Origin of the sequence: Tardiphaga sp. 709, assembly GCF_032401055.1 — a bacterium.
Classification (GTDB): domain Bacteria; phylum Pseudomonadota; class Alphaproteobacteria; order Rhizobiales; family Xanthobacteraceae; genus Tardiphaga.
The window spans coordinates 2,626,729-2,649,596 of record NZ_CP135529.1 but is presented as its reverse complement, the minus strand read 5'-3'; the positions used below and the strand labels follow the sequence as shown (position 1 = coordinate 2,649,596).

Below are 22,868 nucleotides of genomic sequence, written 5' to 3'. Positions count from 1 at the left end.
TCCTGTCCGCCGCGATCAATATGTCAGCCCGGCGATCTCCGCGTGCAGACGGAATGTCGCATGGCTCATCCTGATTGCGAATTGCGGCGGCGGTGAAATCATCGTTGATTGCCAGAGACGCAAGACGCGTTCGTAGTCCGGTTCGAAACATGTCCTTTTCCTGGGTTTGTTCCGGGCTAGACTGAACGACAATAAAAAATACAGCCGGTCCGGGCATCACCCCCGGAATCGCAGAGGGAGAAACAACACATGTTGCAACGCAATCGCTTTGCTATGTCCGCTGCCGTCGCGCTCGCCGCGGCCGCCACCATGTTCGGCGGCGCAGCCCGGGCGCAGGACTATCCGACCAAGCCGATCACATTGATCGTGCCATGGCCTGCCGGTGGCTCCACCGACATCTCGATGCGCGCGATTGCGGACGCGGCGTCGAAACACCTCGGTCAGCCGATAGCCGTCGACAACAAGGGTGGCGGTGGCGGCACGGTCGGCCCGGCCACTATGGCAGCGGCGGCGAAGCCGGACGGCTACACCATCTCGCAGATTCCGATCACCGTGTTCCGTCTGCCGCTGATGCAGGACGTGTCGTGGAATCCGGACAAGGATTTCTCCTACATCATCCATCTCACCGGCTACACCTTCGGCATCACCACCAATGCGGAGTCGCAGTTCAAGACCTGGAAGGACGTGGTCGATTTCGCCAAGGCCAATCCCGGCAAGGTGACCTATGCGACGCCGGGTACCGGCACCTCGCTGCATGTGGGCATGGAGCAGATCGCGGCAATGGCCGGCATCAAGCTCACGCAGGTGCCGTTCAAGGGCGGCGCTGAAACCAACGCTGCGGTACTCGGCAATCACACCATGCTGCAGGCGGATTCCACCGGCTGGCGGCCGCTGGTCGATGCCGGCAAGCTGCGTCTGCTGATGGTGTGGACCGACAAGCGGTCGCCGAATTTCCCGGATGCGCCGACGCTGAAGGAAAGCGGCTATCCGATGGTCTATGACTCCCCGTTCGGCATCGCCGGTCCGAAAGGCATGGATCCGAAGATCGTCGCCAAGCTGCACGATGCGTTCAAGAAAGCCATCGAGGACCCCGCCGTCATCGCGACGCTGGCGAAATACGACATGGTGCCGAACTACAAGAACACCGAGGACTACAAGAAATTCGTTGTCGAGGTCACCAATTCCGAGCGCAAGGTGATCGAGGGAATCGGGTTGGGCAAGAAGCCGAATTGATCGTCGAATAACGACGTCAGGCGCATGCGATGGGGTCCATCGCATGCGCCTTCATTTCATGTCGATGTCCCGGGACAGAAACGATGACTGATCAAACCCGCCCGCCATTCCGGCTCAACAATTCAGAACTCTGGACCGGCGTGCTCGGCATCGCGCTTGGCGTGTTCGTCATTCGGTCCGGCCTGAAGCTCAAGCTCGGTACCATCAACGATCCCGGCTCCGGCTTCATGCTGTTCTATATTGGCCTGCTGATGTGCGCTTTCGCTGCCACCATCATTCTCGCTTCGGTCACCGAAGGCGGACCGACCTTCGGCTCGCGATGGGAAGGTGCAAGCTGGGGCAAGCCGGGCGCCATCATCGTCATCCTCTCGGCTTACGCTTTCGCGCTCGAACCGCTCGGCTTCCTGATCTCGACCATCCCGCTGATGCTGGTGCTGTTGCGCGTGATCGATCCCGTGCGCTGGACGCTGGCGATTCCGCTCGCGGTGCTGGCGCCTGTTGGTGTGTGGTGGGTGCTGAAACGGGGCCTGCTGATCCAGTTGCCTTCGGGCATTTTTGAAATCGGCTGACGGGAAACACGGATCATGGATGTTCTCGTCAATGTCATGCACGGCTTCGGCGTCGCGCTGCAGCCCGTCAATATTCTCTACTGCTTCATCGGCGTCTTTATCGGCACGCTGGTCGGCGTGCTGCCTGGCATCGGGCCGATCTCGGCGATGTCGCTGCTGCTGCCGGTGACGCTGTCCGGCACGCCGGAGTCCGGCATCATCATGATGGCTGGCATCTATTACGGCTCGATGTATGGCGGCTCGACCACGTCGATCCTGGTCAACATCCCCGGCGAAGCGGCGTCCGTCGTCACCTGTATCGACGGCCATCAGATGGCCAAGAAAGGCCGCGCCGGTCCGGCGCTCGGCATCTCCGCGCTTGGCTCCTTCATCGCCGGCACTTTCGCGCTGGTGATGCTGATGCTGGTGGCGCCGTCACTGGCCTCGGTCGCCATTGCGTTCGGTCCCGCAGAATATGCCAGCCTGATGGTGCTCGGTCTCGTGGTGCTGACCTTCCTGACACAAGGCTCGATGGCCAAGGCGCTGCTGATGGCCTGTATCGGCATCGTGCTTGGCCTCATCGGCCTCGACAGCATCACCGCGCAGCCGCGGCTGACCTTCGGCCGTATCGAGCTGATCGATGGCATCGGTCTCGTGCCCGTGGTGATGGGTCTGTTCGGGCTCGGCGAGGTGCTGCTCAACACCGAGCAAGTCATCAAGCGCGACATCATCAATGCCAAGATCACGCAGCTCCTGCCCAACAAGGAGGACTGGAAAGCCAGCGCCGGGCCGATCGGGCGCGGCACCATCCTCGGCTTCTTCCTCGGTATCCTGCCGGGCGGTGGCGCGGTTGTCGCGTCCTTCGCGTCCTATGCGCTGGAGAAGCGGCTGTCGAAACATCCGGAACGCTTCGGTCATGGCGCGATCGAAGGCGTTGCCGGACCTGAGGCCGCGAACAACGCGGCCGCCGGTGGCGCCTTCATTCCGCTCATGACCCTCGGCATTCCGCCGAATGTTGTGATGGCGCTGCTGCTCGGCGCTTTCGTCATTCATGGGCTGCAGCCCGGCCCGCTGCTGATCACCCAGAACCCCGGACTGTTCTGGGGCATCGTTGCCAGCATGTATATTGGCAACCTCATGCTGCTGGTGCTGAACCTGCCGCTGATCGGCATGTGGGTGAAGCTGCTGAAGCTGCCTTACAACGTGCTGTTCCCGCTGATCATCCTGTTCACGATCATCGGCGTCTATTGCAGCAGCAACAATGTGTTCGACGTCTATGTCATGATCGGCTTCGGCGTGATCGGCTACTTCATGCGCAAGTTCGGCTACGAGCCCGCGCCTTTGGTGCTGGCCTTCGTGCTCGGTCCGCTGCTGGAGAACAATCTGCGGAAGTCATTGATCCTGTCACAGGGCAATCTCATGACCTTCATCGAGCGGCCGATCTCGGCAGCCTGTCTGCTGCTGGCAGTGGTGTTGCTGATCGCGCCGCTGTTGCCTGCACTGCGTAAGAAGCGCGAGATGGTCGCACTCGACGAGGGCGCGTAGCCGGGGAGCGTTCGCATGGACACCGAACTGGCCAGGACATTCCTTGCAGTTGTGAGCGCCGGCAATTTCGTGACTGCGGCGGAGAAGCTGCATGTCACGCAGTCCACGGTCAGTGCGCGGATTCAGACGCTGGAGCAGTTGCTGCGCGTAACGCTGTTCGTCCGCAACAAGGCCGGTGCGACGCTGACGCCAGCCGGCCGCCAGTTCCAGAAACACGCGTCCACGCTGGTACGAACGGTGGAACACGCGCGACAGGATGTCGGCATTGCGAAAGGCTTCAGCGGTACGCTGACCGTCGGCGGTCGCATCGGGCTGTGGGAGGAGCATCTGCTGCACTGGCTGCCGCTGATGCGCGCGAAACATCCTGATATTGCGATCCGCGCCGAGAGTGCCCTCGAAGCCGAATTGATGCAGGGCCTCGTCGAAGGCCGGATCGATATCGGCGTCATGTATACGCCGCAGAGCCGGCCCGGCCTCAAGGTCGAGCAGTTGTTCGATGAACAGCTCATTCTGGTCTCGACCAGCACGCACAGTGCGCCGGAGCCGCAGTCGGGTTACGTCTATATCGACTGGGGCCCGGAATTCTATGCGCGCCACATGGCGCTGTTTCCGGATTTCGCAGGACCATCGCTTACGGCCAATATTGGCTGGCTCGGGCTGCAGCATGTGCTGGAGAATGGCGGCTCCGGATATTTCCCGCGCCGCATCGTTGCACCCCAGCTAAAGGCTGGGCGGCTGCATGCCGTCGCCGATGCGCCGGAATTTTCGATGCCGGCCTATGTCGTCTATCCCGGCGATCGCGACGATGCGATCATCGCCGAAGCGGTCGCACTCATGCATCGCCTCGCGCGTGACGCAGCCAACAAAAAGCCCGCGCCTGCAGGGCAGGCGAGGGCGCCGAAACGTCCGGTAAGGCGGACGTGATGCGGGGCTGAGGCGCGCCTAGGCGCCGGACGGATATCCCGATGTCGCAACGATGGCCGCGATCTGATCGGCGCTGTGCCGGGAACGCTTGGTGACTGTCAGGCGTGCGATGATCGCCGCAGCAAAGGCGAACAGCGCGAGAGCGACCGATACGTCGGGGTGGATGATCGTTTTCATGGTCGGCTCCTGCATCATCGAGGGGCGGCATAGCTCCTCGGTTCCTTCAAACCTAGGACTGCCATGAATTTTGACAAACGAATATTATTGACGCTTGCAATCGATATTATCGATTTTAAATCGACCCGAGCAGAATGACGCGGCGATCGTCGGAACGCGGCGTTCTGCACTTTGCCGAATGCAAAGATTCCGAGGCAGACACCGCGGCCACTGCAGGAAGGATGTGACCACGCGTGTGCGGCCATCGGCGCCGTGCATGAATCGATTTGCGTGTGGGAAACAGGATGTCGCGATGTGCGATGAGACGGAGCGAGCCGTCGACGTGATTGCAAGCGTGCGCGTTGCATTGGGACAAGGCGGCCGCGCCGAACTTATGCGATGGGATGCAATTGATTCAATGCGAGGACGAACAACGCGCGCTCGACAAATATCAGCCGCAGATTCGTCCGATTGAAGATTCACGCTCCGGCGACATGAGTTGGGGGCTGCATCATGGCGTTTGTCGGACCTGAATTTCCTATCAATTCCACGACCGCCAACGATCAGGCGGGAGCAACTCAAACGCTGTTGTCCGACGGACGTATTCTTGTCACATGGACTGCGACGGATGTCAGCGGTCATCAGCCGCATACAATTCAGGGCCACTACCTGTCGGCGGACGGTACGCCTCAAGGACCTGATTTTCAGATCACGATCGATCGGAGCGGAGATCCGGGAGCGCCTTCCGTCACCGCGCTTTCCGACGGCCGCGCCTTTGTCGCATGGCAATCCTATATCGCCGCCGACAATGTCACCGAAGTTCGCGGCACCCTCGTCGATGCACAGGGGCATCCCGTTGCCGATATGGTCGTCAATTCATCGACGGCAATTTCGCCGCAGATGCCTTCCGTCACGACGCTTGCCGATGGCCAGATCTTGCTGACCTACGTGTCCGCGGATGGCGGGGATCCGAAATATCTTGGCGATATCCGCGGAAGGATCCTCCACGACGACGGCACCGTTGCTGTCGACGACTTCACCGTGAATACGACCACCTGGGGTACGCAATATGATCCGAAGGTGACAGCGCTGCCCGACGGTCGGGCGTTCGTCACATGGAGGTCGTACGATCCGGACGAAGGGCGCTACAACGTCTCCGGCCAGTTCGTGAATCCCGATGGCAGCGCGAGCGGGCCGGACTTTCGCGTCCTGCCCGGAGCCCAATTCAATCAGAGCGACGCCTCCGCCGCGGTTCTCGCGGATGGCCGCATTCTCGTGGCCTGGACCGCACAGGAACCGGATGGTGATAGCAACATTCATGCGCGCCTGCTGAACCCGGACGGATCCGTGGTTGTGTCCGATAATATCGTCAATGCAAATTTTGACGGCAGTCAGGATTCCCCGTCGATCGCCGCACTGCCGGATGGCCGCGCCGTCATCATCTGGCACGCCACCGATCCCGCCACCGGCGCCAGTGATCTTTACGGTCGCCTGCTGATTCCGGGCGCTTTCCCGATCGGCAACGATTTCCTCGTTAATTCGACAGGTGGCCTGGCGGAAACCGGACCGCATCTCCTGACATTATCCGATGGGCGTATTCTCGCGACCTGGACCTCGTTTGAGCAAGGACCGGCTGCAGATGACATCCATGGCCGCATCATGTCGTTCAACACGATCACCAATGGCACGCCGGGCGATGACGTGCTCCCCGGCACGGTGGACAACGACATCATTCACGGCGGTGAGGGTCGCGACACAATACATGGTGCGGCGGGAAACGACGTCCTGCATGGCGACGGCGGCAACGACTTTCTCTACGGCGATGCCGGAAATGATTTTCTGTTCGGCGGCGATGGCGACGACCGCATGTGGGGCGGTGACGGCAATGACATCTTCGTCGGCGGCAAGGGCGCCGATGCTTTCGCAGGCGCGTCCGGGATCGATACGGTGCGTTACGAGACATCGTCGTCTGGTGTTCACATCGATCTGACGCTTGGCACGGGCAGCGGAGGCGATGCCGCCGGTGACAGTTTCAGTTCGATCGAGACGGTGATCGGCAGCCGATTTGACGACATGCTGATCGGCGACGATGCCGCCAACACGTTATCAGGCAGCAGCGGCAAGGACATCCTGGACGGTCGCGACGGCAATGACGTGCTGGATGGCGGCGAAGGCAACGATGCCCTGACCGGCGGCGCGGGCAATGACATTCTGCACGGCGGTGCCGGTAGCGATCAGCTTTGGGGCAATGCGGGTGACGATATCCTGGCCGGCGGCGCGGGTGCCGATATGCTTGCCGGCGGCGCCGGCAACGATACGGCGGACTACAGCACGTCGATCGCCCAGGTGAATATCAATCTCGCGACTGGCGTCATTCAATGGGGAGATGCTGGGGGCGACAAACTCAGTTCGATCGAAAATCTGATCGGGAGCGGGACCATGGACCTGCTGACCGGTGACGCAGGTGACAATCGCATTTCCGGTGGCGGCGGTAACGATCTGATCGATGGTGGCGGCGGTAACGATAGTCTTGATGGCGGCACCGGCAACGACACGCTCACAGGCGGGCTTGGAGCCGACGTGCTGACCGGTGGAGCCGGCGCGGACAGTTTTGTATTCAAGGCTGTGCAGGACAGTCTGCCCGGAGCTGCCGATCAGATCACCGACTTTTCGTCGATCGCCGCAGACACGGCCGATTGGATCGATCTGTCGGCAATCGATGCCAACAGCAAGGCCGCCGGTGATCAAGCGTTCGCCTTCGTCGGAAGCGCCGCTTTCACACATATCGCCGGTGAATTGCGCTTCGTCGATCATCTTCTTCAGGGCGATGTCGATGGCGATGGCGCGGCCGACTTCGCGGTTCAGGTGAACACCGCCGTCTTGAAGGCAGGTGACTTCGTCTTGTGATTTGCGCGATGTGAGTGTTGTCGCGCAGCCACCGGCGTCGCGGGTCGCCTTGGCGTCACGCGGCTGTGGAGGTCCGCGTCGTCGCGCCCGGCATCAGTTGGAACGGCTGCTCGATCACGATGCTCGGACAGCCCAGTGACGCCGCGACATGGCTGGTCGAGGCGACCACGGCATGGTCGATCTGCGAGCCGGGAATCTGGGCGACGATCAGCTGCGCGATACAGAGCTGTTTGGTGCCGCGCAGGTCGAGATCGACCCGGTAGGCAAACAGCGCATGGACGATATCGCGCCGGTCGCGGATCACGATCAGCCCGTTGTCGCCGCCGTCGGCATCGGTTCGCCGGCGCACGAAATCCAGCCATGCATCCAGCGTAACGCTGGCATCGTGCAGATAGACGAGCGGATAGGCTGCGCGAGCGTCCGCCCAAGTCACTGGTTGCGCCTGATATTCCTCATTCATCGCCGGATTCCCGCATGGCCTGCGAAATTGGCGGGGATGGGCTGGTTCGGCATTGATATGGGTCAAAGCGTCCACGATTGATCCATGTCAAATGGTGTAGAGTGATTTTCAAGACCTGCCACATATGACCAAACCGAAGATGGACAGTGCCATGACCTTCGCGGAACCAGCGGCCGAGACCTGTGCCGGAGAGCGCGACTGCAAGCACGGCCGTAGCACCAACGGCTGCGACGATTGCAAGGTGCGCCTGTTCAGCGTCTGCGGCGCATTGGAACCGGCGGAACTCGACGAGCTCGATCGCCTCAGCCAGGTCAAGAATTTCCCGGCCAAGGCCATGCTGTTCGATCAGGGCGCGCTGGCCGGTAGCGTGTTCAACGTGACCGAAGGCATCGTCCGGCTCTACAAGTCGCTACCCGATGGCCGTCGCCAGATCGTCGGCTTCGCGCTGCCCGGTGATTTCCTCGGACTTGCGCTGATGGACCGCTACGGCGTCGCCGCCGAAGCCGTGACGCAGGTGCGCGTCTGCCGCTTCAGCCGTGCGGCCTTCCTCACCTATGTCGACGGCAAGCCGCATCTGCTGCGTCGGCTGCATGAATTTGCCGGCCATGAGCTCTCGCTCGCGCAGGACCAGATGCTGCTGCTCGGCCGTCGTACCGCCGACGAGAAGGTGGCCGCCTTCCTGCTGAACCTGCAGGCGCGCTATGGCCGCATCGGCGCGATGTCGGTCAACGTGCCGCTGCCCATGAGCCGCCAGGACATCGCCGACTATCTCGGCCTGACCATCGAAACCGTCAGCCGCACCCTGACCAAGCTCGCCAAGGAAAAGACCGTAGTCGTGGTGCCCGATGGTGTGCGGCTGCTGTCCACCGACCGGCTGGATCAGCTCGCCGCGGCCTAGCTTCGTTTTCTTACCTCGCCCCGCCTAGCGAAGCTTTGCTTCGCGCGGCGGGGCGAGGGCAGCGCCGCATCTCCCACCGCAATCTTGACCCACCTCAAGGCGCAGTCATCGCGCGAGGCGCAAGCTCTTCTCCGTCACTCAAGGAGAAGAGATATGCCTCTCGACAGTATGCTGGTTGCCGCCGCCGTGGTCGCGATGTTCGTCTGCTTCGCGCTGCCGCTGGCCTGGGTCTCGCGCCGGACCTTTGGGCAGTCCTGAGCCCCTTCGGAGGCCACACGGCGCCTCGCAAACAGCTGATTTGTTCTCCAAAACATGCCATGAGTTCTGACTCCCGGTCGCGGCTGCGCCGCTTCAGGGCTCTTGGTGTGCGAAGGAGAACAAATGGCTGCTCATGTGAGCCCGCTGGCCGGCAAAACCATCGATCCGTCCCTGCTGGTCAACGTGCCTCGGCTGGTGTCGGCCTATTTCGCCGGCAAGCCGGATCCGTCCATCCCCGCCCAGCGCGTCGCTTTCGGCACCTCCGGCCATCGCGGCTCCGCGCTCCACAATTCCTTCAACGAGAACCACATCCTCGCGGTCAGCCAGGCGATCTGCGATTACCGCAAGGGCGCCGGCATCGATGGCCCGCTGTTCATCGGCATCGACACCCATGCGCTGGCTGAACCGGCGCTGGTCAGCGCGCTGGAAGTCTTCGCCGCCAATGGCGTGCATGTGCGGATTGACCAGGACGACGGTTATACGCCGACGCCGGTGATCTCCCACGCCATCCTCACCTACAACAAGGGCCGCTCGTCCGGTCTGGCCGATGGCGTCGTGGTCACGCCGTCGCACAACCCGCCGGAAGACGGCGGCTTCAAATATAATCCGCCGAACGGTGGCCCGGCCGATACCGACATCACCGGCATCATGGAGAAAGCTGCCAACGGCTTCCTCGAGAACGACATGGCCGGCGTCAAGCGCATCCCGATCGCGCGTGCCCGCAAATCCGAATTCGTGAAGCGCTACGATTTCATCACGCCCTATGTGACCGACCTCGCCGATGTCGTCGACATGGAGGCGATCCGCGCATCAGGCGTCAAGATCGGCATCGATCCGCTCGGCGGCGCCGGCGTGCATTACTGGCAGCCGATCATCGAGCGCTACAAGCTCGATGCAACCATCGTGAACACAACGATCGATCCGACCTTCCGCTTCATGACGCTGGACTGGGACGGCAAGATCCGCATGGACTGCTCGTCGCCCTATGCGATGGCCAAGCTCATCGGCATGCGCGACCGGTTCGACGTCGCTTTCGCCAACGACACCGATGCCGACCGCCACGGCATCGTCACCCGCACCGGCGGCTTGATGAATCCGAACCATTATCTGGCGGCGTCCATCGACTATCTGTTCGCGCACCGGCCGCACTGGCGCAAGGATGCGGCGGTGGGCAAGACCATCGTCTCCAGCGCCATCATCGACCGCGTGGTGAACAAGCTCGGCCGCCAACTGGTCGAGACGCCGGTCGGCTTCAAATGGTTCGTGAACGGTCTCGTCGACGGCTCGTTCGGCTTCGGCGGCGAGGAAAGCGCCGGCGCGTCGTTCCTGCGCAAGGACGGCACGGTGTGGACCACCGACAAGGATGGCCTGATCCTCGGTCTGCTTGCTGCAGAGATCACCGCGGTGACGAAGGAAAATCCGAGCCAGCGCTTCGAGAAGCTGACCGCCGAATTCGGCACGCCCTATTACGAGCGCATCGACGCCACGGCCACGCCCGAGCAGAAAAACGTGCTGAAGAAGGTCACGCCGGAGCAGATCGGCATGACCGAACTCGCCGGCGATGCGGTGACCAAGACCGAGAGCAAGGCGGCCGGCAATGACCAGTCGTTCGGTGGCATCAAGGTGTCGACCGCGAATGGCTGGTTCGCCGCGCGGCCGTCCGGCACCGAGGACGTTTACAAGATCTATGCGGAGAGTTTCCGCAGCGAGGATCATCTCAAGCAGATTCAAAGCGACGCGCAGGCGGCGATCTCGAAGGTGTTTGCCAAGTAATTCCACACGCAATCACAAACTCGTCGTTCCGGGGCGCGCGCTTCTCCGCGCGCGAACCCGGAACCTCGTGGTGTTTGGCGCGATCAGAGATTCACAGAATGAGGTTCCGGGTTCGCTCGCAAGAGCGAGCGCCCCGGAACGACGAGTATGTTTCTCAATGCCCGCTCGTCCGCCACCGCAGCAGTCGCTGCTCGACCATCGACATCGCCAGCGCGGTCACATAGCCGATCACGCCGAGCAGGATCACGCCGGCGAACAGATCCGGCGAACGAAACGCGCGCGCCGAGAGCAGCACCCAGTGGCCTAATCCGTCGAGGCCCGCGAGGATTTCGCAGACCACCGCCAGGATCAGCGACACGGTCAGGCTGAGCCGCATGCCGGAGATGATATCGGGACTGGCAGATGGCAGAGCTATCTTGAAGATCACCGCGAGGCGCGACATGTGCAGCGAGCGCGCGACCTCATAGAGACGCGGCTCTACTGCGCCGAAGCCGTGAACGGTCGCAAGCAGCATCGGCCAGATCGCGCCGAAAGCGATGACGAAAAGGGCCATGCCCTGGGTTAGCCCGAACAGGGCGATGGCGACGGGAATGATCGCCGATACGGGCAGTGGCCGCAGGAATTCCAGCGACGGGGCGACATAGCTGCGCATCGCCTTGGACGAACCGATCATAGCGCCGAGTGCGATGCCGACGACGGATGCGACTAGCCAGCCATAGAACATGTGTTCGAGGGTGCCGATTGTCTTGTCCAGTAATGTGCCATTGCTGAAGCCGCGCATCAGCGCGGCCCAGGCGCGGTCGGGGCCGGGAAGGAATACCGGCGAGACCAGTTTCAGATTGGCGATCAGCTGCCACAGCGCGATCAGGCCTGCAGCCACGGCGAAGCTGGCAAGGCGCCAGAGGGTGAGTGCCCAGTTCATCGGACCTCTCCCGCCAGCGCTGCGGGGCCAAACAGATGCTGCTGCGCGGCCAGCAATCCGGCATTGAGCGCGTAGCCGATGAGACCGATCCACAGCAGATAAGCGAGCATCAGATCGGGACGTAATGCCTGCTGCGCAATCATGATACCGGCGCCGAGCCCGATGGGATTGATCGCGATCTCCACGGTAACGGCGACGATCAGCGCGATGCCGGCCGCGAGGCGAAAGGCGAGGAAGATGCGCGGCAGTGCGGCAGGAATGATGATCTTGCGGATACGGTCGCCTGGCGATAGCCGCAGCGCGCGGGAGACTTCGATCAGCCGTGGCTCGATACTGCGCACCGCCGCGCGGCTGAGGATCAGGATCGGCCACACACAGGCAAAGGCGACGATCACAATTTCCATGCGATAGCCGAAGCCGAGCGCGATCAGCGCGATCGGCAGCAGCGCGATGGAGGGAATCGGCCGCAGGGATTCGATGGTCACTTCCATCAACCGGTCGAGCGGCTGGAAGATGCCGAGTGCAATTCCGAAGAACAATCCGATGGCGCCGCCGACCACGAGGCCGGCAAAGGCCGAAGCCAGCGTGTCGCGCGTGGCCGACAGGATCGAACCATCGCCGAACGCATTGAACAGCGCCAGCACCACCGCGCTCGGCGGCGCCAGCGCGTCGCTATGGATCTCGACGGAGCGCGCCCAGATTTCCAGCATGATGAGCAGGCTCATCGGAAGGATCGCCGCTTTCAGGCGCTCGGATCTCATGCTTCCGATGCCTTGATGAAGTCGAACAATTCGCGGCGTAGCCGCAGGAATTCCGGGTTCTCGCGCGTGGTCAATTGATCGCGCGGGCGCGGCAGGTTGATCGGAAGATCGATGCCGATGCGGCCGGGATGCGGCAGCAGGCCGACCACGCGGTCGCCGAGATAAATGGCTTCTTCGAGATCGTGGGTGACGAAGATCACCGTGGCCTTGCTGGCATCGAGCAGCGACAGGACCTCGTCCTGCAGACCCTGCCGCGTCATGGCGTCGAGTGCGCCGAACGGCTCGTCCATCAGCAGCGCTTTCGGTTCCTGCGCCAGACATCGCGCGATCTGCAGCCGCTGCTGCATGCCGCCGGACATCTCGGCGGGATATTTCGCGGCGTGATGGGGCAGGCCAACTTTTTTCAACAGCTCGTCGATGCGCGCCGGCCGCTGGGCCTTGGACATGCCGATGGTTTCCAGCGCCAGCGCGACATTTCCGGCGGCGGTGCGCCATGGCAGCAATGCCTTGCCGTAATCCTGAAACACGATGGCGATGTCGCGCCGGGGCGTGCGCATCGGCTCGCCGTCGAAGCTGACATGTCCCGATGTCGGCTGGTACAGGCCGGCGGCGAGGCGCAGCGCCGTGGTCTTGCCGCAGCCGGAGGCGCCGATGATGCAGAGGAACTCGCCGGGCTTTACGTCGAGGCTGACGTTTTCGATGATCGTCTTGCCGCCGAGATCCAGCGTGACATGGGAAAACGCGATCTGCGACTTTTCGAGTTGGGCCGCCGGCATGTCTTTGCGAAGGGCAATGGATGTCATCGCGCTCAATCTCCCTGTCCGGGCGGATAGACGAAAGCGAGCGTCGAATGCAGATGCGACGTCAGCATGGCCTGCGCAGGACCGGTTTCGCGCGCAAGCACGCGATCGGCCAGAAGCTGATGGGCTGCGACAAAGCGGCTGCCGCTGTCGAAGCCGCGCATCATCACCCTGCGATAGCGATAGGCCTGATCGTAAAGTTCCGAATGCGCCGAGAGCAGGCGCTTCGAATTGCAGGCCGCCAGCAATGCGGTGTGAAATCCCTTATGGAGCTTGTCGAAATCCGGCGCCCCTTCGCGGAATTCATCGCCGGTCCGGTCGATATGCCGGCGCATCTGGTGAAGCGCGCCGAGGATGCCGGCCTCCCAGGCATCGTCGCCGTGTTCGATGGCCAGCCGCAGCGCTTCCATCTCCACCACGCTGCGCATCCGTGTGATGTCGGCCAGATCCTCCCGGCTGATGTCGGCGACGCGAAAACCGCGCTGGCCGATGCCGATAATCAGGCCGCGTGAGATCAGGCGTGACAGTCCTTCGCGCATCGGCGTGGCGCCGATCTCGTAACGTTGCACGAGATCGACGATGCCAAGCCGCGTGCCTGGCGCGAGATTGCCGGCAATGATGTCATGCTGAAGCAGTGTCGCTGCACGCTCGCTCAGCGTATCCGAGCCGGATACATCGATTGGACTGCTAAGGGGCTGGCCCGCCATTCAGTTCGCCCTATTTCAGAATCAGTTTGTTGAGATCGAGTTTGGTCTCCAGCATTTTCTGCGAGGACATGACGTCGATCCACCATGCCAGTTGCTCGGGCTTCAGCACCGGCTCCGACTTGTTCGGCGGCGATGCCTTCACCAGTTCGATGGTCTGTTTGGTGAATTTGGCAATCGCGGCCGAGGTCTTGTCCTTGTCGCTGTTCACGATCGCCGCGCCTTCGGCGATGGCAGCGCGGAATTTCCTGACGGTGTCGGGATTCTTCTCGGCCCATTCACGCGAGGCGGCATAGAAGATGATCGGCTCCGTGCGCTCGAGCTCCGACGCGTAGCGCGCGCCAATGCTGCCGCTGCCCGCGGCCAGCATGCGCGATACCGTCGGCTCGGCGGTCAGCACGGCGTCGACACCGCCGGACTTGATGATGTCCGGCATGGTCGGGAAGGTCACTTCGACGAAATTGACCTTCCTGGGATCGACACCCTTGTCGACCAGCCATTTGACGAACAGCACGTGAAGGAACGCACCGAGGCCCGGCGCGCCGACCTTCTTGCCGATGAAGTCCTTCGGCTCCTTGATGGTGATGCCGTTACGCACGAAGGCGGTGATATTGGCGTTGGATATCGGGCTCATCACCGTTGCGCCGGCGACCGCGACGAGATCCAGGCCGCCATCGGCAGCCTGCAGGAAGACGGTGGAGGTCGGGCCGCCGATCTGGATCGAGCCGGACAGAATGGCCGCCGGGATATTGGAATTGATGCCGATGGGGATCATCTCGGCATCGAGGCCGTGCTTCTTGAAGATGCCTTCATCGACCGCGACCATTGCCGAGGCGCAGTCCGTTGTTGCGGTGCAACCGATCTGGAGCTTGGTCTGGGCATGCGCGGTGCCCGTCACAGCGAGCGTGGCCAATAGGGCTGTCACCATCCATTTGGTCATCGTCGTCTCCCTCACCCGAGCATTTTTCGATCGTGAAGCAATCTTTGCGATCGCCTCTTGTTTATCGATATTTTTTTTGATCATATATATTATCGAAGAACAAGCAAGAGGGAGAAGCCTGTGAAACTCGCGACATTTCGAGCCAGCGGCCAGCAGGATGGCCAAGCCAAGGTCGGTATCGTTGACGCCAATGACGGCAGGCTGTTCGATCTCGCCAGCGCCGCGGGGCGCGATGGTGGCAATCCCGCTTTTGACTCGATGCTGGCGCTGATCGATGCAGGTGAAGGCGCGCTCGATGCCGCGCGAAAGGTTTTCGAGAAACATGGCAGCGACGCTTCGCTGTCGGTGAATGTCGCCGGTGCCGATGTTCTGGCGCCGGTTCCGGAGCCGCGCCAGTGCCGCGACGGCATGTCGTTTCCGCTGCATATCCTGCAGGCGCCGCGCGGCCAGCTCAAGCTCGCTGCGCGGGCCAAGAACGATATGGCCGAATTGGCCCGGCTGGAAGCCGAGCCGCTCGGTGAGTTGCCTGAAGTGTATCGCCGCCAGCCGATCTACTACATCACCAATCGCTTCAGCGTGCGCGGTACCAACACCACGGTGAAGTGGCCGCGCTACAGCAAGGTGATGGATTACGAACTCGAATTCGGCATCATCACCAAGAACAAGGGCGCGAATATCTCCGCGGCCAAGGCGAAAGATCACATCTTCGGCTACACCATCTTCAACGATTTCTCCGCGCGCGACGCCCAGCGGCTGGAGATGGAAGGCCGACTTGGCCCGGCCAAGGGCAAGAGCTTCGATGGCGGCAATGTGCTGGGGCCGTGGATTGTCACGCCCGAGGAGATCGGCGATCCCTACAGGCTGAAGATGGAATGCCGCGTCAACGGCAAGGTGCGCTCGTCCTCGACCAGTGAGGGCATGCTGTTCTCCTTCGAGGAGATCATCGCGCATGTGACCAAGGACGAGACGCTGATGCCTGGCGAATTCATCGGCTCCGGCACCGTCGGTAATGGCTGCGGCCTCGAACTGGGCTGGTATCTCGAACACAATGACGAGATCGAACTCGAGGTCGAGAAGATCGGCGTGTTGAAGAACAAGGTGGTGCGGCAGGACGTGTGAGGCGCAGCGCTCTCCACCGTCATTGCGACCACACTGTCATTCCGGGGCGCGCGCGCCTCTTGCGCGCGTGAACCCGGAATCCCCGCATGTTTTGCGCTGAACATTTCGAGATTCCGGGCTTGGCCCCGTCGCCTCCGGCGCCGGTCCCGCCCCGGAATGACAATCAAAAACACAAACGCACTGAGGAAATCCCATGTCCCGTCGCCTCATCGACATCTCCGTTCCCCTGCAGAACGACGTTCCCGCCGATCCGCCGGGCAATCATCCCACCATCAATTATGTCGATCACCAGCAGGGCCTGCCGCGGATGCTGCAGTTCTTCGACGGGCTGAAGAAGGAAGACCTGCCGGACGGCGAGGGCTGGGCAGTCGAGCTGGTGCAGCTCTCGACCCATAACGGCACGCATCTCGATGCGCCCTATCATTTCCATCCCACCATGAATCGCGGTGAGCGTTCATGGACCATCGACGAAGTGCCGCTGGACTGGTGTTTGCAGCCCGGCGTGAAGCTCGACTTCCGGCATTTTCCGGACGGCTATGTCGCGACGGCCAAGGACGTTGAAGAAGAACTCAAGCGCATCGGCCATACGTTGAGCCCGCTGGAGATCGTCGTCGTCAACACATCTGCCGGCGTCAAATACGGTCAGCAGGACTATGTCATCTCCGGCTGCGGCATGGGCTATGAGGCCACCATGTATCTGCTGGAGCGCGGCGTACGCCTCACCGGCATCGATGGCTGGAGCTGGGACGCGCCGTTCGTCCACACCGCGAAGAAATATGCCGAGACGAAAGATGCGAGCCTGATCTGGGAAGGCCATAAGGCCGGCCGCCATATCGGCTATTGCCATCTCGAGAAGCTGCACAATCTCGAACAGCTGCCGTCCACCGGTTTCATGGTGTCGTGCTTCCCGGTGAAAATCGAGAAGGCGTCGGCGGGCTGGACAAGGGCGGTAGCGATTATCGAGGGGTGAACCACACACTGTCATTCCGGGGCGTGGGCGCCTCTTGGCGCACACGAACCCCGGAATCCCGAGATGTTCAGCGTTGAACACATCGAGATTCCGGGTCTGCACTCCAGCCTGCTCCGCAGTCTTGCGTGCATCCCGGAATGACGAGTGTGTGGGGCCAGCGCAGTAAGCACCGCCGCCGCTACACCGCCACCGCGTCCTCATGCCCGAAATAGGCCCGCTCCAGCCGCTGCGGCAGGTTCGCTTCCGTTGTCTCCGCCTCCAGCACGATGCGCCCTTGCGACAGCGCATAGACACGGTTGGCCGCAGCCAGCGCCTTTTCCACCAGTTGCTCCACCAGCAGCACGGCGGTTCCCTGCCTCTGCAGTTGCGCGATCACCGTCAGCACGCGGTCGACCAGCACCGGCGAGAGGCCCGCAGAAGGCTCGTCGAGCATCAGCAGCCGCGGGCGCCGCACAAGGCCCTGTGCCACCACAAGCATCTGCTGCTGTCCGCCCGAAAGTGACGCCCCGCGCTCATGGCGCTTCTCGGCGATCTCTGGAAAGAACGACAGCGCCTCGTCGACGCGCGCATGGCGCTCGCCGCGTGGCAGGTCGTAGGCCGCGAGCAGCAGGTTTTCGGTCACGGTCTGCTGCGTGAACACGCGATGGCCCTCGATCACATGCACCAGGCCGGCGCGCGCCGCCTCGCGGGGCGTGCCGTTGCTGATATCACGTCCGTCGAAGCGAACGCTCGCCGCATTGACCGGCAGCAGGCCGGAGATCGCGCGCAGAAGTGTTGATTTCCCGGCGCCGTTGGGGCCGAGCAGTGTCACCACTTCGCCCGCGGCGATATGCAGGTCGATACCATGGAGCACGCGGATCTTGCCGTAGCCGGATTCCAGCGCGGTGACCTTGAGCAGCGGTTCAGCCTCCGAGGTAAGCACTGACGACCTCCTTGTGAACGCGGATTTCGGCGGGGGTGCCGGCGGCGAGGATCTTGCCGAGATTGAGCACGGTGACCTGATCGCAGATGTCGAAGATCAGGTCGGCGTGGTGCTCGACCAGGAGTACGCCGGTGCCGCGGCGGCTGATCGCCTTGATCAGCGCGCCCAGCCGTGTGATCTCGTCGCTGGAGAGGCCTGCGGCGGGCTCGTCCAGCAGCAGGAAGTCCGGCTGCAGCATCAAGGCGCGGGCGATCTCGATGAAGCGCAATTCGCTGTGCTGCAGGCGATCGGCGCGAACATCCGCCAGCGCCTCCAGCCCGACGACGCCGAGCATCGCGCGGGCCTGTGCGGTGAGCTTGCGTTCGTCGCGATGATGTCGCGGCAGCGACAGCAGCGCCTCGGCAAATGTCGCTTCGCCTTCGATGGTGCCGCCGACCATCACATTCTCAAGCACCGAGGCTTCGCCGATCACGCGCGGCGTCTGGAAGGTGCGGGCGATGCCCTTGCCCGCGCGCAGCTCGGGCATGCCCGGCGGCAGCGCGTCGTCGCCGAGGGTGATCGTGCCGCCCTTGGCGGCGTAGTAGCCGGAGATCACGTTCAGCGTCGTGGTCTTGCCGGAGCCGTTGGGGCCGATCAGGCCGTGGATCTGGCCAGGCTTCACATCGAGATCGAGGCCGTCGATGGCCCGCACATTGCCGAAGGTGAGCACAACATCGCGCAGTATCAGCGTCTTGGTGGTGGCCGTCTTGCGCAGCACCTCGGAGAGTCCCGCGATGCGCGGCACGATGGCACGGTTGCTGGCGAGCGGACGGCGGCTCTTGAAATCCAGCAGCGCCGCGATGCCGCCGGGCATTACGAGCACGATCAGCAACAGCAGCACCGCATAGAGGAAGGTCGACCACGCGGCCAGAGGCGCTGCGATTTCCGGCAAGATGGTGAGGATGATGGTGCCGAGCATCGGGCCGAGGATCGAGCCGCGGCCGCCGATCAGGATGGCGATGAAGAACAAGACCGAGAGATCGAAGGTGAAGGCATCCGGGGTGATATAGGTCTGCAGGCTGGCGAACAGCCCGCCGGCGAAGGCGGCCATGGCGCCGGCGAGCAGGAAGATCGACACCAGCAGCTTCGGCTTGGAGATGCCGGTGGCTTCCGCCGCCACATCCGCATCGCGGATCGCGATCAGCGCGCGGCCGAACCGGCTATAGGCGATATTGGCACTGAGCCAGGTGGCCACCGCCGCGAAGCCGATGCACAGATAATAGAAACCCCATGGCGTATTGAACGGCGCGGAGAATTCCGGCCCGACGATTCCGATGCCACCGCCGGTGACGCTCTGCCAGGCCAGTGCGATTTGCGTGACGATGGTGGCGAATCCGAGCGTGGTCATGGCGAAGTAGAAGGTACGCAGCCGCATGGCTGGCAGGCCGACGATCACACCGAACACGGCGCCGACGCAGCTTGCGATGATCAGTGCGCCGTAGATCGGCACCGGCGGCAGCACATTGCCGGCGGCAAGCACGCTGGTCGTGTAGGCGCCGAGCGTCAGCAGCGCCACATAGCCGATGGCGAGATGGCCGGCGAAGCCGACCACGAGATTGAGCCCGGCGACCAGTACCCAGTAGATCGCGGCGCGGGTGCCGATCAGCGCCCAGTAGTCATTGCTGACAAAGGGCAGGATCATCGCCAGCGCGAACACGCCGAGAAACGGCAGCAGTGCCGGCAGCACGGAATGTCTGATCGTGCCCTCGCGCGATGTCGGAATATCGGTGATCGCCGTCATCACACCCTCCGCGCCGTTGCGGAGCCGAACAGGCCCTGCGGCGCTGCCAGCAGCACGATGATGAAGATCGCGAACACCGCGACCGACGAGAAGATGCCGCCGACCAGGAAATTTGCTGCCTGCTGGAACAGGCCGAGCGCGAGGCCGCCGATCAGCGCACCGCGATTGTTGCCGAGGCCGCCGAGCGCCACCGGCACGAAGCCGTAGAAGTTCAGCAGCGCGCCATTGGCGAAGAAGGCCAGCATCAATTCACCGCCGGCGAAGCCCGCGACGCCGCCGATCACGCCGGCGAGCGCATAGCTTGCGACGCGCAGATTGCGCTCGGGCAGGCCAAGTGCACGCGCCGCGAAATTATCCTCGGCGATGGCCATGAAGGCATGGCCCACCAGCGTGCGGCGATAGAGATATTCGAGGCCGAGAATGGTGAGGCCGCAGGCCACCACCGGCAGCCAGAATTTCTCGTCCCAGACACCGGTGCCGAGACCGACGATGCGCGGGAAGGGCTGCGGCTCGGTGCCCCATTTGATCGCGGTGACCTGCTGGATCATCAGTGCCAGCGCCAGCGTCGACAGCACATAGAGATGCTGTTCGAGGCTTTTGAGCACCGGCCGCACCGCGACGAATTCGGTGATGACGCCGATGATGGCGCAGGCGATCAGAGTGAGGGCGAAGCCGACCAGGGTCGGCATCCCCATTTTCAGCATGAACAGCGAGCCGAACACCCCGCCGAGCATCGCGAGCTGTCCGGCGGTGAAGCTCATCACCCGCGAGGTCGAGAACATCGTGTTGTAGGTGATGCCAACGAGCGCATAGATTGCGCCCGCCGCGAGGCCTGAAGCTATGATCGAGCCGAGCATGTGTGTCGTCCTCGCGCCGGCTTACGAGTAGCCGGGGGCGAGGGCGAAGGTGCCGTTCTTGGCGGAACGCGCTTCCGACATGACGATCTCGTCGGTCGGATAGCCGTTATGCTGGGTGGGTGAGAACGAATAGTTGCCGAAATAGCCGGGATATTTGGTCAGCGAGTTCCAGTATTTGACAATGCCTTCGCTGTCGGTCGATCCGCTGGCCTCGACGGCTTTAGCGATCAGCTCGACGGCATCGATGCCGCCGGCAATCCACCACAGCAGCGTATCGTTGAGCGGCACCTTGGCCTTGTTCAGGCGATCGACGAGATCCTGGCTCTTCGCAGGCAGCTTGCCGGCGGAGTCATAACTGCAGCTCTTGTAGCCGATGGCGTAGACCTTCTCCCAGTTGGCGGGTTTCTCGATCAGGCTGGCGAGTTCGCCGGATGCCAGCGAGGGATGGCCGACAAAGGCAACGTCCCAGTTCATGGACGCGCGGGTGTTGAACATGCGCGCTTCCATGCCGGTGGACACGCTCCACACCACGATGACCTGCGCAGCGGCATTCTTGGCGCGCAGCATGTCCGGCGTCATGTCGGGCTGGGTCGCGTCGATATTGGCGCTGTAGACCACGTCCGCGCCGTCTTTCTTGAAGGCCTCGACCGAGGCTTTCACGGCGGTGACGCCGTAGCCGGTGGTGTCGCCGATCACGGCGATCTTGCTGACTTTCAGCACCTTGAGGCAGTAGTTGCGGACGGCGTCGTCCCACTGGCCGTTGGACGGCGCGATGCGAAACGCGGCGGGGAATTTCGCGGGGTCGATCAGCGTATCGACGACGCAGGGGTGCAGGTCGGGCATCTTGGCGCGTGCCATCAGCGGCGTCGTGGCCAGGGCTTCGCCGGAATTCACCGGTCCCCAGATCGCATGGACCTTGGCTTGGCTGATCAATTCCTGCGTGGCGTTGACGGCCTTGGTGGGATCGCCTTGCGTGTCGCGCGTGATGATCTCGATCTTGCGGCCCTTGACGCCGCCGGCGGCATTGATGGCTTCCGTGGCAAATGTGACGCCGCGGTTGAAGCCGACGGTCGGCGCCGAACTCGGTCCGGTCATGGCGGCGAGCCAGCCGATCTTGATCGGTTCGGACGATTGCGCAATGGCGGGACGTGCGAGTGGAAAGGTTGCTGCGCCGAGCGCGCCGGCGCCGCCCAATAGAATACCACGACGAGAAATGCTCATCTTGACTTCCTCCCTGTGTTTTCCCCTTTGCGGTGCCTGTCATTGATGCAGGCATCCGTTTCGTCCGCCCGGTCACCGCCGGATTATGTGTGTGATGTCGTTGGTCGGTCAGATACTCCGGATCGTCATGACATGCGTCGATGTCGCGCGGTGGCAGAGCGCGACGCGCAGATCCATCTCCATCGCCTCAGGCTGACCTGTCGCGGTGGCTTTGGCAATCGGCTTGTGATCTTTGACGATGGCAGGGACGTTGCCAAGGGCCTGGCCGTTGCAAGTCACACGGTGCTGCTCTGCAGTCGCGGTCGTCTGTTGCAACGCAATGATGCGTGAATGTTGTCAGGTCGCGCTGAAGCCGCCATCTGCCGATAACACATGACCGACGATATAGCCGGCATCGTCGGAGGCGAGCCACACCACCGCTTCCGCGACTTCATGTGGCTGGCCCATACGCCGGATCGGCAGGCCTGCTGCGACGGCTGACATGTCGGCGATCCCCGAAGCGAGCATCATGTCGGTGACCACGCGGCCCGGCGCCACTGCATTGATGCGGATGCCGCGCGGCCCGCATTCCATCGCCGCCGAACGCATCAGCGAGATCACCGCCGCTTTCGATGCGGAATATAGCGCAAGGCCGGGATTGGGATTGCGGATGCCGCTCACCGACGCATTGATGACGATGCGGCCGCCGCCATTCAGTTCCATGGCCTGGATCTGATGCTTCAGGCCAAGAAACACCGAGCGGACATTGGCGTCGAACACGGTGTCGTAGACCGCGCTGGCCTGCTGCTCGATCGGCGCGCGCCGTTCCTGATAGCCGGCATTGTTGAAGGCCACATCGAGCCGCCCGAAACGGGACATCACGGCCTGCACCAGACTGGCGACCTCGGCCTCCTCGGTCACATCGGTGCGGACGAACAGCGTCTTGGCGCCGAACCGGCCGCAGTCGTCGGCGGCGGCCTGTCCCTCGGCCTCGCGACGGCCTGCGATCACCACTGCAGCTGCGCCTTCCTGCGCCATCAGCAGCGCAGCCGCCCGGCCGATGCCGGTGCCGCCGCCGGTCACGAGGCAGATGCGTCCGGCCATGCGGTCGCGGGGGCGGAACTGGGCAGCACTGGTTGTCATGGTCATTCCTTGCACGGACCGTGCTAACACGGTCATTATTCGTCGCCC

22 protein-coding genes are annotated in these 22,868 nt (G+C 62.8%); 9 read left to right on the top strand and 13 right to left on the bottom strand.

Annotated features, from left to right (window positions below):
• The first annotated feature begins 273 nt into the window (after positions 1-273).
• The 4 genes from RSO67_RS13060 (at position 274) to RSO67_RS13045 (ending at position 4,250) form a co-directional block, all read left to right on the top strand.
• Positions 274-1,233: a tripartite tricarboxylate transporter substrate binding protein gene (locus RSO67_RS13060; RefSeq protein WP_315844241.1), complete on the top strand. Its 960-nt coding sequence runs from the start codon at positions 274-276 to the stop codon at positions 1,231-1,233.
• An 83-nt stretch (positions 1,234-1,316) separates the two neighbouring features.
• On the top strand, positions 1,317-1,802 hold the full coding sequence (locus tag RSO67_RS13055) for a tripartite tricarboxylate transporter TctB family protein (protein WP_315843805.1): 486 nt from the start codon (positions 1,317-1,319) through the stop codon (positions 1,800-1,802).
• A 15-nt stretch (positions 1,803-1,817) separates the two neighbouring features.
• Positions 1,818-3,326 carry a tripartite tricarboxylate transporter permease gene (locus tag RSO67_RS13050; RefSeq protein ID WP_315843804.1) on the top strand — a complete coding sequence of 503 codons (1,509 nt, stop codon included), beginning with the start codon at positions 1,818-1,820 and terminating at the stop codon, positions 3,324-3,326.
• 15 nt (positions 3,327-3,341) lie between these two features.
• Positions 3,342-4,250: a LysR family transcriptional regulator gene (locus RSO67_RS13045; protein WP_315843803.1), complete on the top strand. Its 909-nt coding sequence runs from the start codon at positions 3,342-3,344 to the stop codon at positions 4,248-4,250.
• Positions 4,251-4,268: 18 nt separating this feature from the next.
• Here the strand turns inward: RSO67_RS13045 and RSO67_RS13040 are convergent, their stop codons facing one another.
• Positions 4,269-4,427 (bottom strand): hypothetical protein, encoded by a 159-nt coding sequence (locus RSO67_RS13040; RefSeq protein WP_158005626.1) that lies wholly within the window; start codon positions 4,425-4,427, stop codon positions 4,269-4,271.
• Between the two features lie 492 nt (positions 4,428-4,919).
• On the opposite strand from RSO67_RS13040, the gene RSO67_RS13035 reads away from it, so the two are divergent.
• On the top strand, positions 4,920-7,313 hold the full coding sequence (locus RSO67_RS13035; protein WP_315843802.1) for a calcium-binding protein: 2,394 nt from the start codon (positions 4,920-4,922) through the stop codon (positions 7,311-7,313).
• Between the two features lie 55 nt (positions 7,314-7,368).
• Here the strand turns inward: RSO67_RS13035 and RSO67_RS13030 are convergent, their stop codons facing one another.
• The gene (locus RSO67_RS13030) at positions 7,369-7,773 is read right to left on the bottom strand and encodes a hypothetical protein (RefSeq protein ID WP_315843801.1); all 405 of its coding nucleotides are present in this window, start codon (positions 7,771-7,773) and stop codon (positions 7,369-7,371) included.
• A gap of 151 nt (positions 7,774-7,924) precedes the next feature.
• Between RSO67_RS13030 and RSO67_RS13025 the strand changes: the two genes are divergently transcribed.
• The gene (locus tag RSO67_RS13025; protein WP_315843800.1) at positions 7,925-8,671 is read left to right on the top strand and encodes a Crp/Fnr family transcriptional regulator; all 747 of its coding nucleotides are present in this window, start codon (positions 7,925-7,927) and stop codon (positions 8,669-8,671) included.
• Positions 8,672-9,052: 381 nt separating this feature from the next.
• Positions 9,053-10,702 (top strand): phosphoglucomutase (alpha-D-glucose-1,6-bisphosphate-dependent), encoded by a 1,650-nt coding sequence (gene pgm / locus RSO67_RS13020; RefSeq protein WP_315843799.1) that lies wholly within the window; start codon positions 9,053-9,055, stop codon positions 10,700-10,702.
• Between the two features lie 154 nt (positions 10,703-10,856).
• Here pgm and RSO67_RS13015 read toward each other — a convergent pair whose 3' ends face one another.
• From RSO67_RS13015 to RSO67_RS12995, 5 genes are read right to left on the bottom strand one after another with little or no spacing between them, the layout of a single operon-like run.
• The gene (locus RSO67_RS13015) at positions 10,857-11,624 is read right to left on the bottom strand and encodes an ABC transporter permease (protein WP_093757089.1); all 768 of its coding nucleotides are present in this window, start codon (positions 11,622-11,624) and stop codon (positions 10,857-10,859) included.
• Positions 11,621-12,385: an ABC transporter permease gene (locus RSO67_RS13010; protein WP_315843798.1), complete on the bottom strand. Its 765-nt coding sequence runs from the start codon at positions 12,383-12,385 to the stop codon at positions 11,621-11,623. Before RSO67_RS13010 ends, RSO67_RS13015 begins: the two co-directional genes overlap by 4 nt.
• Positions 12,382-13,188: an ABC transporter ATP-binding protein gene (locus tag RSO67_RS13005; RefSeq protein WP_315843797.1), complete on the bottom strand. Its 807-nt coding sequence runs from the start codon at positions 13,186-13,188 to the stop codon at positions 12,382-12,384. Before RSO67_RS13005 ends, RSO67_RS13010 begins: the two co-directional genes overlap by 4 nt.
• Before the next feature lie 5 nt (positions 13,189-13,193).
• On the bottom strand, positions 13,194-13,892 hold the full coding sequence (locus tag RSO67_RS13000; protein WP_120287089.1) for a GntR family transcriptional regulator: 699 nt from the start codon (positions 13,890-13,892) through the stop codon (positions 13,194-13,196).
• Positions 13,893-13,902: 10 nt separating this feature from the next.
• Positions 13,903-14,829, bottom strand: a complete 927-nt coding sequence (locus RSO67_RS12995; RefSeq protein WP_315843796.1) for an ABC transporter substrate-binding protein — start codon at positions 14,827-14,829, stop codon at positions 13,903-13,905.
• 120 nt (positions 14,830-14,949) lie between these two features.
• On the opposite strand from RSO67_RS12995, the gene RSO67_RS12990 reads away from it, so the two are divergent.
• Together RSO67_RS12990 and RSO67_RS12985 are read left to right on the top strand one after the other, a co-directional pair.
• Positions 14,950-15,948, top strand: coding sequence for a fumarylacetoacetate hydrolase family protein (locus tag RSO67_RS12990; RefSeq protein ID WP_315843795.1), 999 nt, complete (start codon positions 14,950-14,952; stop codon positions 15,946-15,948).
• Positions 15,949-16,141: 193 nt separating this feature from the next.
• Positions 16,142-16,918 carry a cyclase family protein gene (locus RSO67_RS12985; RefSeq protein ID WP_315843794.1) on the top strand — a complete coding sequence of 259 codons (777 nt, stop codon included), beginning with the start codon at positions 16,142-16,144 and terminating at the stop codon, positions 16,916-16,918.
• A 178-nt stretch (positions 16,919-17,096) separates the two neighbouring features.
• Here the strand turns inward: RSO67_RS12985 and RSO67_RS12980 are convergent, their stop codons facing one another.
• The 6 genes from RSO67_RS12980 to RSO67_RS12955 form a co-directional block, all read right to left on the bottom strand.
• A complete protein-coding gene (locus RSO67_RS12980) occupies positions 17,097-17,840 on the bottom strand; it encodes an ABC transporter ATP-binding protein (protein WP_315843793.1) in 744 nt (247 codons plus the stop codon).
• On the bottom strand, positions 17,821-19,620 hold the full coding sequence (locus tag RSO67_RS12975) for a branched-chain amino acid ABC transporter ATP-binding protein/permease (protein ID WP_315843792.1): 1,800 nt from the start codon (positions 19,618-19,620) through the stop codon (positions 17,821-17,823). The genes RSO67_RS12980 and RSO67_RS12975 overlap by 20 nt, the downstream gene beginning before the upstream one ends.
• Positions 19,620-20,477 carry a branched-chain amino acid ABC transporter permease gene (locus RSO67_RS12970; RefSeq protein WP_175367867.1) on the bottom strand — a complete coding sequence of 286 codons (858 nt, stop codon included), beginning with the start codon at positions 20,475-20,477 and terminating at the stop codon, positions 19,620-19,622. Before RSO67_RS12970 ends, RSO67_RS12975 begins: the two co-directional genes overlap by 1 nt.
• Before the next feature lie 21 nt (positions 20,478-20,498).
• A complete protein-coding gene (locus RSO67_RS12965; RefSeq protein ID WP_315843791.1) occupies positions 20,499-21,698 on the bottom strand; it encodes an ABC transporter substrate-binding protein in 1,200 nt (399 codons plus the stop codon).
• A gap of 108 nt (positions 21,699-21,806) precedes the next feature.
• Positions 21,807-21,977: a hypothetical protein gene (locus tag RSO67_RS12960; RefSeq protein ID WP_315843790.1), complete on the bottom strand. Its 171-nt coding sequence runs from the start codon at positions 21,975-21,977 to the stop codon at positions 21,807-21,809.
• A gap of 57 nt (positions 21,978-22,034) precedes the next feature.
• A complete protein-coding gene (locus tag RSO67_RS12955) occupies positions 22,035-22,820 on the bottom strand; it encodes an SDR family NAD(P)-dependent oxidoreductase (RefSeq protein WP_315843789.1) in 786 nt (261 codons plus the stop codon).
• Positions 22,821-22,868: the final 48 nt, after the last annotated feature.